The following is an 11,986-nucleotide window of genomic DNA, read 5'->3' on the forward strand; positions in this document are numbered from 1 at the left end:
CCTGGTCAAGCCAGGGGGAGGGGCCGATGATCAAAGGCATCCGGAGGGATAGCCGCGCCGAAGGCGCGCAGCTGGGAGGCGCGCGTGATGCGGGCGGCGCCCTCCATCAGGTTGAGCGCCATCTGGTCGACGTGGCGTGCCTCCAGGGGCTCCAGAAAGCTGCCGCGCGCCCAGTCATTGAAGGCGCCCTGGGCCGGTCCCATCCAGACCTGGTAGTCGAGCTGGCGCCCGTCGACGCCCTCGATCGCCCAGCGGCTGGAGAGCCCCAGGTACCAGCGGCAGACCAGCGCCAGGCGGTGGCGCGGGTCGCGCTCGGCACGCGCAATCTCTTGCGGATCGCGGGTTTGAAAGAAGTCGCGCGTCTTCTGCCAGACATCTTCCATCGTCTGCTGGAAGATCTCGCGCTCAAGTTTCTCGCGAACTTCCGGCTCGATCGCCTCGATGGAGGGGTAGGTCGAGTACACTTCAAAAAGACGTTTGGCGCGGGCCGCGAAGAAGTTGCCACGCTTCAACACCTGAACTTCGACGCCCATCTCAAACATGTCGCCGGCCGGGCACATCGTCACATCGGCAAAACGGGCCTGGGCCAGCATCTCTTTGACCCCCGGCGACTGATTTGCCTCGACGCTGGCCTGGTTGATGGAGCCGGTGAGCACAAAGGCCGCGCCCAGCCCAAAGGCCGCGGCCACCGCCTGTGGCGTGCCCAGCCCGCCGGCGGCGCCCAGGCGCACCGGTGTGGCAAAGCCGTATTCGCGCTGAAGTTCGTCGCGCAGCCGCGCGATCACCGAGAAGAGCGGCCCCAGCGGGCGGCGGTCGGTGTGGCCGCCGGAGTCTGACTCCACCGTAATATCGCTTGCCACGGGAACTTCGAGGGCCAGCGCGGCTTCGTCGGCGGTGATCTTCTGCTCGGCCACCAGCTGATCGAGGAGCTTCTGCGGGGCGGGCTTCAGAAAAGGCTCGGCGACTTCCGGCCGCGAGATCTTGGCAAAAAGGAAGTTTGAGCGCTGCACCTGACCGTGGGCGTCGCGAAAAAGACCGCTCACCGCATACCGCACCACCGCGGGGGTGAGGCGCATAAAGGCCGAGGCGGAGACCCGGCGCACCCCGCGGCTCAAGAAGAGCTCGACGGTGGCCATCTCCAGGCCGGGCTCCTGGGGGGAGTGGATGAGGTTGGCGCCGAAGGGCAACTTCCGGGGGTTGAGCGCTTCCGCTGTGCGATCGATATAATCGACCATACGCTCCAGCGGGAGGCCGGCGGTGCCCAGAAAGCCCAGCATACCGGCCTGCGCCAGGCGAATCACCATCTCAGGGCTGGTGATGCCGTTGGCCATCGCCCCGCCCACATAAGGGAAGCGCAGGCCGTGGGTCTCGCAAAAGGCGCGATCGCTCAGCCACTCCGGGTACATCGGCGGCAGGGTCGCCAGGTGCTCAAAACCGGCGCGGGGGTCGAGGTGACGCGCATCGAAGCTCACGCCGACGCGCCCCCCGGAGGGCTCGCGCAGAATATAAGCGGTCTCGCGCACCCGGTGGGCCGCCTCGCGAAGCTGCGCCGGAGCAAAGGCCGGCGCCTGCGGCGCATCCGCCTCGGCGGCCTGCTCCGGGGCGCGGCTGGAGGTGATATCCATCACCATAAAGTAGGTCCTGCAAACGACATGATTCAGTGATCGCACCGCCCTCATTTTAACACGTGCAAGGCGGCGATGGGCCAATTTGGCGGGAGCATACAACGGGAGTTGGGGAAGGTACAGAGGGGGCTGTCGCTGCGAATTCGCTCGATCTGAGAGGAGGTGGTGCGGGCCCGGTGGGGGCCTCGTTTTTGCGTTTTAAGATGACCGTGGGTTGGGTGAAGTTCTTTGTTTATGCGGGTGAAAGACGACCCCGGGTCACGTTTGGAAGTGACCCTGGGTCAAGTTTGACCCAGCGTTTATGCGGGTGAAAGACGACCCCGGGTCACGTTTGGAGACGACCCAGGGTCACGATTGGAGATGACCCAGGGTCACGATTGGAGATGACCCACGGTCATCAACCCGCCACATACCTACCCTCCTGGACATGACCCAGGGTTGTACCTTCTCCAGCGTTTATACGGGTATGGGGCGACCCACGGTCGTCCGTCTACCCCGTCGCAAGCATGTGACAGGGGGTATGCACCCCGGCGGAAACGCGGCCAGGAAGGTGGCGGGATTGGACCGGAGCGTCCGACCGTTTACACTATCCACAGCGTGCGCCCGCGCCTTTGCCCCCGACTCTGCTGGAGAGAAACGATGACCACCCACCTTCCCACCGTGATCTTGAGGCATTGCCCCGACTACGAGCCCGAGCGTATTGAGCGCCTGGCGGTGGAGGGGCTCGACACGATGGGTTTGCAGCCCCACGGTCGCACCCTGGTCAAGCCCAACGTGGTGGCGTCTGGCGAGATGTTCCCGCACGCGTACACCCGCGCGGAGTTTGTGGAGGGCATCCTGCGCGCGCTGAAAAAGCGCGGCTCGAATATGGAGGAGCTGGCCGTCGGGGAGCGCAGCGGCATCACCGTGCCCACGCGCTACACCTTCAAAAACGCCGGCTACTACGAGATGGCTCGCCGCGTGGGCGACGTGAAGCTCTACCATTTTGAAGAGTCGACGCAGGTGGAGATTCCCCTCTACCACCAGGGCCGGTTGCGCGAGTCCTTTTATACGCCGGAGCCGGTGGCGAAGGCCGACTTTTTTGTGAACTGCCCCAAGTTCAAGGCGCACCCGTGGACGACGGTCACCTTCAGCATGAAGAATTACATCGGCATTCAGGATGATCGCCATCGCCTCATCGATCACGATCATGCGCTCAACTACAAGGTCGCCGATCTGCAATACATCACCCAGCCGCAGTTCATCGCCACCGACGCGATTATCGCTGGCGAAGGAAGAATGCTCACGCCGCTGCCTTATCGGCTGGACATGATGTTGATGGGCAACAACCAGGTGGCGTTTGACGCGGTCTGCTGCCACATCATCGGCGTCGACCCGATGACGGTCGATCATATTCGCCTGGCGCACGAGCGCGGCTTTGGGCCGGTGGATCTCTCGCAGATCCGCATCCTGGGCGATGTCTCGCTCGACGAGGCGAAGGAGCGCGCGGCAAACTTTGAGGTCGGGCTGATCCGCGTCGAAGAGTATTTTAAGGGCACCAACATCCGCGCGTATTCGGGCCGCCCCCCCAGCCAGACCGACGACTACTGCTGGGGCGGCTGCCCCGGCGCGCTGGAGGAGGCTATCGAGATCTTGCGCGTCTACGACGCCTCCACCGACGAGAAGATGCCTCCGATGCATATTGTGTTCGGGGCCTACGAGGGGACGATCGACGCTAAGCCTGGCGAAAAGGTCGTGTTTATGGGGGACTGCGCGACCTACCAGGGGGAGATTGGCGGGCAGCAGGTGCAGATCGACAGCCTCTATCGCGATCGCTCCGAGCTCAACCCGGAGACCTACAAGGTCGACGACATTTTTAAAAAGATGCTCAAGGTGGAGCAGAAGTTTCTGGGCGCGCGCAAGACGGACGTGATGCGCATCGCGGGCTGTCCGGTCAGCGTGGCGGAGCAGGTCTTGATGCTGGTGAAGCTGGGCAAGACCCAGAACCCCTACCTCGATCCGCGCACGTCGGTGGATTTTGTGAGCTGCTACCTCTCCACGCGCACCCGCACCGCGCTGAGCCGCATTTTGGGAACGCCCTACCAGCGCAGCGGTCCTTCGGTGCGCGGCGATGCTCGCCCGGCCCAGAACCTCCCGCCCGCCGGGGTGGAGAGCGAGAGCGCCTCGTAAGTTTTCAACCAGAGTTTTTTGATCAGGTTTTTTCGAGCAGGGAGGGGGCCGCGAGTCGGCGATCGTTCGCCGGCGGGGGAGGGGCGCGTTATGCCTGCTGCGCAGCGTTGCTATGGGGTAGGTCGATGACCGTGGGTCGCCGGAAAGGCGTATGAATAAAGGGGGAGGTGTGACCCAGGGTCGTTTGGGGTGGGGGAGGTATGAGGCATAATTCGGGTGAAGTTGAACGACCCAGGGTCATCGAGGTTGGTCGAACTGGAACGACCCAGGGTCGTCGAAAATGGTCGAAATGGAACGACCCAGGGTCATCGAAAATGGTCGAAATGAAACGACCCAGGGTCATCGAAAATTGGCAAATGTGGATGACCCAGGGTCATCGATTCCCCGCACAGATGCAGGGCAAAGTTCAACCCCCGGTCGCCTGAGCACGGGGTCGGCAAATACATTGAAAAAACGTCGCGACGTTGCGAATCGATACAGCGAGACGCTGGCGAAAGCTCGCCACTTTGCGCATCCTCGATCGCATCGAAGCGATGCCGACGCCCGCGCCAGCGGGGGAATGACGAACACTCAAAGATGGGGAGTTGTGATGGTGAAGTGGAGCGCGCTCTTTCGGAGAACCTTGATCGTGATGTTGCTGGCCGGGGCAGGTGTGGCCTGCGGGAGCGGCGACCCGGATGCGCGTCGCGCCCTCGATGGGGGCGAAGACGCCGGCGCTCCGGATGCCCCTGGGGAGGATGCCTCCCACGATGGGAGCCCCGATGACCCGGATACCGACACCTCGGTCGATGACGCCGGCGACGAGGTCGATGCCGACGCTGACGATCCGGACGATCCGGAAGATCCGGAAGATCCGGAAGATCCCGAGACGCCGGGCGCGGTGGATTGTGCGCCGCTGCCTGAGAGCGGCGGCACGATCGTGGAAGTCGACGCGTCGATGGCCGGGCAGCTCCCGCAGCTTGTGCGCCAGGCTCAGGCCAACACGACCTTCGTGCTGGCCGCCGGCACCTACGAACTCACCGAGACGCTGCATATTCGCGCCGAAGGCGTCACCCTGCGCTCGGCCGGTGACGACGCCGAGAGCGTGGTGATCGACGGCGGCTACAACGTCAACTCGCTGGTCTTTATCAACGCCAGCAACGCGACCCTCGCGCACCTCACTCTGCGTCGCGCGCTGCACCACCCCATCCACGTGACGCCCACCGGTGATGCGTCGGAAAACCTTTTAGGGACGCGTATTTACGGGGTGCATATCGTCGATGGTGCGCAGCAGTTTATCAAGATCAACCCCAACGGCGCGCGCAGCGCCTTTGTGGACGATGGGCTTGTGGCCTGCTCGCGTTTTGAGCTCACCGACGCCGGGCGCCCGCGCGTCGATCGCAGCGGCACCGGCTGCTACACCGGCGGCGTCGACGGTCACGCCGCGCGTGGCTGGGTGGTGCGCGATAACCACTTCAAAGACATCTACTGCGCCGGCGAAGGGCTGGCGGAGCACGCCGTGCACTTCTGGTCGGCCTCGCGCGACACCGTGGTGGAGCGCAACTTGATTGAAAATTGCGCCCGCGGCGTGGGGTTCGGGCTTTCGCAGAGCGGCGGCGATCGCAATTACGCCGACGACCCTCACCCCGAGGTGGAGGGGTATATGGGGCATATCGACGGGATGATTCGCAACAACATCATCGTGGCCGACATCGACTATTACGACACCGGCATCGAGCTTGCGCAGGCCCACGGCGTGCGCGTTCTTCATAACACCATCTATGACGCGGACGCGGCCAACCGCTTTAGCTCCATCGACTACCGCTTCCCCAATACATCGGCCGAAATCCGCAACAACCTCGTCGGTCGTATCACGCGCCGGAATGAGGCTGCGGGGGAGGTTGAAACCAACCTTGAGGGGGTGGGGGCAGCGCTGTTTGAAGATGCGTTCGGACTGGATTTTCATCTGGGGGCGTCGGCCACAGCGGCCATCGATCAGGGGGACGTCGTGGAAGACGCCGGCCTGGATATCGACGGGGAGCCGCACGAGAAGGGGGCCGCTCCCGACATCGGGGCGGACGAGCGTTGAGCGTGCCGGGACGTTGACCTTTTGCGGCGTTGCGAGGGGGTATGCGAATGACCGTGGGTCACGTCACACCCGCATACATACTGGCTAAGATGCAACCCACGGTCATCGCAGAAGGGGGAGGTGTGAGGCTTATCAGAGCGTGAGCGCTGAGAGTCGCGCGCGCTCTTCGGCGGCGCGGGCGCCGCGGTCGATGCGCTCCCATTGATGGATGGCCTGGCGTAGCAGGGGCTCGGCCAGCGCGCTCTGTCCGTGTCGGAGCGCGTGGTCGGCCCCGCGGCTCAAACACATTGCGATGTCCAGATCGAAAATTTTCGTGGCGTTCTGGTCGCGGATGAAGTTGTGCAGCTGCGTGCGCGCGTCCTCCCAGCGTTGAAGCTCGGCGTAAGCGGCGGTGAGCGCGGCGTAGATATAGGCGCGGTACGCAAAGGAGTGATCCTCGGGCATCCTCGCCACAAGCGCCTCGAAGGCTGCAAGTGCCCCCTCCAACTCGCCGCCGAAAAGATCGACGAGCGCGAGGTTCAGGTGCGCGATGTCGCCGATGCGCGCGCCGGTCTCGGCCAGATAACGAAAGGCCGTCTCGTAGAGCTCGCGCGCGCGGGCGTAGTCGCCCTGCTCCCGGGCGATCTCGGCGCGGGTATTAAAGGCGTCGCAGAGCGCCGAGGCGTGCCCGAAGCGCCGGGCCAGGTCTTCCTGCTGCGCGAGGAGGAGGTCGGCGTCGTCAAAGCGCCGCTGGCGGCGGCGAATCTCGGCCAGGCCATTGTAGGCGTCGGCCAGCGCGCGCACGGGCACCGGGAAAGTCTCCTCAAGGGTGGCGATAGCGTCGAGGTAGGTGGCTTCAGCCGCGGGGATCTGGCCCAGGAGCACCAGCGTCCAGGCCTTCCCCTCCTGGGCGCTGGCCCGGGAGGTGGCGTCGCCCACCTGGAGGTAGAGCGCCAGCGCCTGATCGAAGAAGTGCACCGCCCGGTCGTAGATGTTGAAGGAGCGGTTACAGCGGGCCAGCAGCTCGTTGGCGCGGGCGCAGGCTGCCGGGAGGTTCAGCGCGGTGGCGTTTTCCAGGGCGCGGGCGGCCTGCTCGGCGGCGCGCACTGACTCCAGACGTTCAATGTGGATGCGGGCTTCCAGAAGATCGAGGTGCACACCAGAGGCGCTCTGCCGGGGCAGCGCGGCGTGGTGGAGGCTCGCCAGGGCATGTGCGCTGAGACGCCGGGCGGCGCTGGTGTCGCCCTGGACCAGGTAGCGATCGCCCAGCTCGAGAAGATGCGGGAGCGCGTCGCGATGCGCGCCGGCGCCGGCCAGGTGTCTGGCGAGCTGCTCGCGGCTGGCGAGCGCGGCGGGCATGCCCTCACGCATCAGTTCCTCGGCCGCCGCGCGGTGAAAATCGGCAAGGCGCCCGCTCTTACGTGCATCTTCCAAAAGGGCTTCGCGCACCATGCCCTGCACAAACGCGACACTCTCGCGGGTGCCTTCTACAAGGCGCAGGCGCATCAGCTCGGCCATAAGCCAGGGCGGGGCCTCCACACCGGCGCGGGCACAGACCTGGCGCCACAGCGGCACCGAGACGAGCTGACCCAGGGTCGCCGCGACCTCCACAGCCTGGCGATACGGGCCCAGCGTCGAGGTTTGCATCAGGGTGCGCAGGCGCTCAGACCCCATGCTCAAAAGATCGTCAGGCAGGCTCTCTTCGGCCAGCGCCAGATCGGGGATCTCAAAGCCGCGGGGGCCGGGTTGAAGAATGCCGCGCTGGATCCAGTCGCCGACAAGCTCAATGGCAAAGAGGGGGTTGCCATTGCTGCGCTCGGCGATGCGGCGGCCCAGGTCATGGTGCAGGCCCAGGAGGTTGGCGACGAGCTGGTGGTGATCTTCGGGCGGGAGCGCGCGCAGGTGGATGTCGCTGACGCGCGCGTCGTCGGAGGTGGTGAGAAGATCGGCGATGAGAGCTTGCTCCTCGTCGCGCTCGGCCAGGGCTTCGTCGCCAAGGGTGGCGACGATGAGTATGGGGAACTGGTCTTCGGAGCGAAGCAGCTGCGCGCAGAGGCGCAGCGCGCCCGCGCCCCACTGCACATCGTCGAGGACCAGCACGAGCGGGCGCGTCGTGGCCCGGGCGCGGATCACCCGCGCGATGGTGGAGAGCTGTGCGTCCAGGGGAAGCGCGCTGCGATCTTCGAGGAGCTCGGCCAGCCGGGTCAGGGTCGGCGAGTCGAGCTGCGGGGGCAGCGCGCGCCCCAGGCGCTCGATGAGCTCCTCGCCGCTGAGCCCAACGACGCGCAGGTGGTGGCGGACCATCTCGACCAGCGCGGAGGTAGCGGTGGCGTCGGCCTTGAGCGTCGCCTGCATCGCGGTGGCAACGCCGAGCTCGCGGGCGCGGGTGGCCAGCCAGCTGGCAAGCCTGGAGGTGCCGGTGCCGGCGGCGCCGCGCACGATGACTAGTCCGCAGCGCTTGTGTGCGGCGGCGCTGCGCAGCGCCTCCCAGAGCTGGTCGCGCTCGGCTTTACGACCGACCATCGGGGTGGGGCGCAGGCCGAAGAGTCCCACCCCGACCCCACCCAGCCAGCGGGGCTTTGCCGCCGGAGTGTGTGCCGCCCGCCAGGTGGCGGGAAGGGGCGGGGCGTCGCTTGCTGCGGGGTACGCGGCGGTGGGGTTACCCCCGGAGGGGCGCGTAGAATGGGGCTGATCCTCAACCCCCGGTCGTTGGGAGGGGGGGAGGAGTGAGGGCGACTGTGGGGCGCGCGTCGCGGCGGCAACCTCGCTGAGCGTGGCCAGGGTCAGGGGTGTCGTGGGCAGCCGCCCGGGCAGGGTGGGGCTGGTGGGAGAATCCCACAAAACGCGATCGGGAAAGCGCGCCGCCGGCAGTGTCAGCAGCGCCCAGGCGGCGTCGGCCGCGCACGCAAAACGCGCGCGCGGATCTTTGGCCAGCAAACGCATCAGCCACCCCTGCAACCCCTCGGGGACGGCACCCTCGGGTACGTCGGGGTGGGGGATGGGCGCGTTGCTATGCTGATCGTAAAGCCCGACAAACGAGCGCGCGTCATAAGGAGGCCGGCCGCTCAAGAGCTCAAACGCCACACAGCCCAGCGCGTAGAGGTCGGTCCAGGGACCGAACTCCCGGCGCTGATCGGTGAACTGCTCCGGCGCCATGTAGAGGGGTGTGCCCGAGGCGTTATGCTCTCCGCTGGATTCGGCCGGGGAGGCGATGGCGTGGGCGATGCCAAAATCAGCGAGCTTAAAGCGGGTGTGTTCACCCCGGCCAAAGCGCAGGATGTTGGCCGGCTTGATGTCGCGATGCACCAGATCGCGAGCGTGCGCGTGGGCCAGCGCGTCGAGCAGCCCCAGCAAGAGCGCGCGGATCTGCGACCAGCTCATCGCCTCAGCCCGCTCTTCGAGGCTGCCCCCGTCGGCAAGCTCCATCACCAGGTAGGGGCTGCCCACACGAAGATCGGGGTGGTTGGGCAGCGGATCGTCGGCCAGAAGTTCGCCGTAATCGTAGACGTCAATGATGCCCGGGTGACGCAGGGAGGCCACCGCGCGCACCTCATCGCCGAAGGCCGCCTGAATGGTGTCGCGCGCCGAGTAGCTCGAGCCAAGCACCTTGACCGCAACCTCCTCGCCCTCCCCACGATGGCGGGCACGCCAGATCGCGCCCATCGCGCCGCGGCCGATGGGGTCGATAAGCTCAAACTGTTCAAAAAAGGATCGTCGGCTCAAAACTCGCTCCGGCCGCACCGCTGAGACGTCACTGTCGCTTGCGCACTTCGCTGACCTCCGGTCACTCCGCGCCCGGCTGACCCCCGGTCATAGAGGTGCCGGTCAGAGGTTATCGCGTCGCCAACGAGTGCTGCGAAGAGAGGTCGTCTTCAGGCTACCTACCGCTGCGTGTGGCGCAACCACCGCATGCGACTTTTCTACAGAAGTCGCCGGGGTTAGGCTGTCGCCGCACGCTATCACCCGGCTGACGTCTCTCGCATCCCAGGTAAGACATGTACGACAAGCTCCCCAACAACGCTCCTTACCCTGCACGGGGTAGTTATGCGGATGGTTACGAACCCGTCGCGCGGGTTTTTGCGCGTCAGCTGGAGCGCGGCGAGGAGGTGGGGGCCGGGTTTACGGTATATCGGCGAGGGGAGTGTGTGGTCGATCTCTGGGGTGGAATGGCCGATGTGGCGTCGAAAGCCCCCTGGCGCGAAGATACCCGCGTGGTGCTCTTCTCGGTGACCAAAGGATTTGTGGCCATGGCGCTGCATCTTCTGGCGAGTCGCGGCAAGCTCGACTGGGACGCACCGGTCGAGACCTACTGGCCCGGTTTTGCCCGCAACGGCAAAGAGGGCATGACGGTCGCCACCCTGCTCGGCCACCGCGGTGGTCTGGCGGGCCTGGACACTTCGCTGACGATGGACGATGTCACCAACCCGGCGCGCGCCGCCGTGCTCCTGGAGGCTCTGGAGTCGCAAAAACCTTTGTGGGAGGCAGGTTCAGACCAGGGCTACCACGCGATCACCTTTGGGATGTACGCCCGCGAGCTTTTTGAGCGCATCTGCCCCGGCGCCGATCTCGGGGAGTTCTTGCGTCGCGAGCTCTTTGAGCCCCTGGGCTCCGATGTGTACCTGGGCACGCCGGCGCAGTTTGATAAGGACATCGCGACCCTCTATCCGCCGGCGAAGCCGGCGCGGGTGGCGAAGATGCTCACCAACGCCCTGACCCAGCCTCAATCGACCGAGGCCCGCGTGCTCGGCCAGTTTGTGCGCCGCGGCTCACCGATGCGCCGCGCGTTTTTGAACCCGCAGGTCCCCGGCGATGATGTGACCGTCTACAATCAGCCGCCGGCGCGCCGCGCCGTGCTGGGCTGGGCCTCGGCCACCGGCAGCGCCCACGGCGTGGCCCGCGCCTATCTGCCTTTCGCCTCCAAAGGAAAGTTTGAGGGTCAGCGCTACCTCAAGGCCACCGCGCTCAAGTCAGTCTACGCGCGCCAGGGCTGGTCGCAGAACGACCTTGTGCTGCAAAAGCCCATCGGCTGGTCGCACGGGTTCTGCAAAGAGGAGCGCCACCTCTTCTCACCAAACCCCGAGTCCTTCGGGCACCCGGGCATGGGCGGCGCGCTGGGCTGGGCGGACCCGGTCGAAGAGATCGCCATCGGCTACGCGATGAACTTCATGGACTGGCGCATTCGATCGCCGCGCGCGCTGGCGCTCTGCCGGGCGCTCTATGATAGTCCCGGGGTGATTGAGGGCTGAGTTTTCCACAGCTTTCGCACAGGCCCTGTGCACAAAAAAAGCCCGCCCCACCTCTTAAGGTGGCGCGGGCTTTTTCGTTCACGCGCGGGCTCGAAAGTTAACACCGAAGCCCCGCGCGACGTGTGGCTCAGTTGGTGCAGACGTTGCCGGCGCGGCATTCATTGATAGCCGAGAAGGTGTCCAGCCAGCTTCCATCACATGCGGCGACGTTGATGCGATCGAGGCAGCGATCGAATTGCGTCTCGTTGATGCGACCATTGTCGCATTCGCTGGCCGGCCAGACTTCATTGAATCGATCTTTCTGATCGATGATGCAATCCGAGACCGATTCGTATTCGCCGCCATCTCCGATGTTGCCGCACTCATCTACTCGGTCGCAGTAGGTCTCGGCGGCCTCGTCGCGGTAGTCCTCACGCGTGGGCTCTCCGCATCCGAAGAGGGGGAGGGCCAGAGCGAGCATAAGAGACGATTTCAGAACTGCAGTGATGCGCATGTCATCCTCCATACATGAAAGCTAACTACCAACGAACTGAGGGGCGTACTTGCTGAGAACCTGCTGATGAAGCCGGAGTTGGAGAAGATATCGCCTTGGAGCGGAGAAGTAGTGGTAAGACCCCAGATCGCACAAAGTCTGGCGAAGGTGGAAGGAATCGTACATCTACAATCTATGGCGAGAAGGCCCACAACACGAAGTTGTCGGGCTTGATAAGGGGACGGGCCTCGCCGGTGCGACAGGCTGTCGCTTCGTGGCGAGAAGTTCTTGGGGTGAGCTGATAACGACTCTTCCCCAACCCCGGCTTCATCAACATCTGTTTGTGTAACCACCTGCTCTAAGGTTCAAGTAACGCCTTGCTAAGATTGGTTCGCGATCGCCGCCGAAAGGCGCCGGGATAACGCGA

Annotated in this window: 6 protein-coding genes; 3 read left to right on the top strand and 3 right to left on the bottom strand. The window is 65.1% G+C overall.

All coding sequences use genetic code 11. The features are described from left to right. Positions 1-5 precede the first annotated feature (5 nt). Positions 6-1,631 (bottom strand): PfaD family polyunsaturated fatty acid/polyketide biosynthesis protein, encoded by a 1,626-nt coding sequence (locus FRC98_RS13525; RefSeq protein WP_146981972.1) that lies wholly within the window; start codon positions 1,629-1,631, stop codon positions 6-8. A 633-nt stretch (positions 1,632-2,264) separates the two neighbouring features. On the opposite strand from FRC98_RS13525, the gene FRC98_RS13530 reads away from it, so the two are divergent. Both FRC98_RS13530 and FRC98_RS13535 read left to right on the top strand, forming a co-directional pair. Then, positions 2,265-3,794: a DUF362 domain-containing protein gene (locus tag FRC98_RS13530; RefSeq protein ID WP_146981973.1), complete on the top strand. Its 1,530-nt coding sequence runs from the start codon at positions 2,265-2,267 to the stop codon at positions 3,792-3,794. Positions 3,795-4,383: 589 nt separating this feature from the next. Beyond that, on the top strand, positions 4,384-5,862 hold the full coding sequence (locus FRC98_RS13535) for a right-handed parallel beta-helix repeat-containing protein (RefSeq protein WP_146981974.1): 1,479 nt from the start codon (positions 4,384-4,386) through the stop codon (positions 5,860-5,862). A 132-nt stretch (positions 5,863-5,994) separates the two neighbouring features. Here the strand turns inward: FRC98_RS13535 and FRC98_RS13540 are convergent, their stop codons facing one another. Then, positions 5,995-9,564, bottom strand: a complete 3,570-nt coding sequence (locus FRC98_RS13540; RefSeq protein ID WP_146981975.1) for a serine/threonine-protein kinase — start codon at positions 9,562-9,564, stop codon at positions 5,995-5,997. Between the two features lie 272 nt (positions 9,565-9,836). Here FRC98_RS13540 and FRC98_RS13545 point away from each other — a divergent pair, with 272 nt between their 5' ends. Next, a complete protein-coding gene (locus FRC98_RS13545; protein ID WP_146981976.1) occupies positions 9,837-11,087 on the top strand; it encodes a serine hydrolase domain-containing protein in 1,251 nt (416 codons plus the stop codon). 127 nt (positions 11,088-11,214) lie between these two features. Here FRC98_RS13545 and FRC98_RS13550 read toward each other — a convergent pair whose 3' ends face one another. Next, complete coding sequence (locus tag FRC98_RS13550) at positions 11,215-11,580, bottom strand: DUF6184 family natural product biosynthesis lipoprotein (protein ID WP_146981977.1); 366 nt, start codon at positions 11,578-11,580, stop codon at positions 11,215-11,217. Between the last annotated feature and the right edge of the window lie 406 nt (positions 11,581-11,986).

This window comes from Lujinxingia vulgaris (assembly GCF_007997015.1).
GTDB classification, from domain to species: domain Bacteria; phylum Myxococcota_A; class Bradymonadia; order Bradymonadales; family Bradymonadaceae; genus Lujinxingia; species Lujinxingia vulgaris.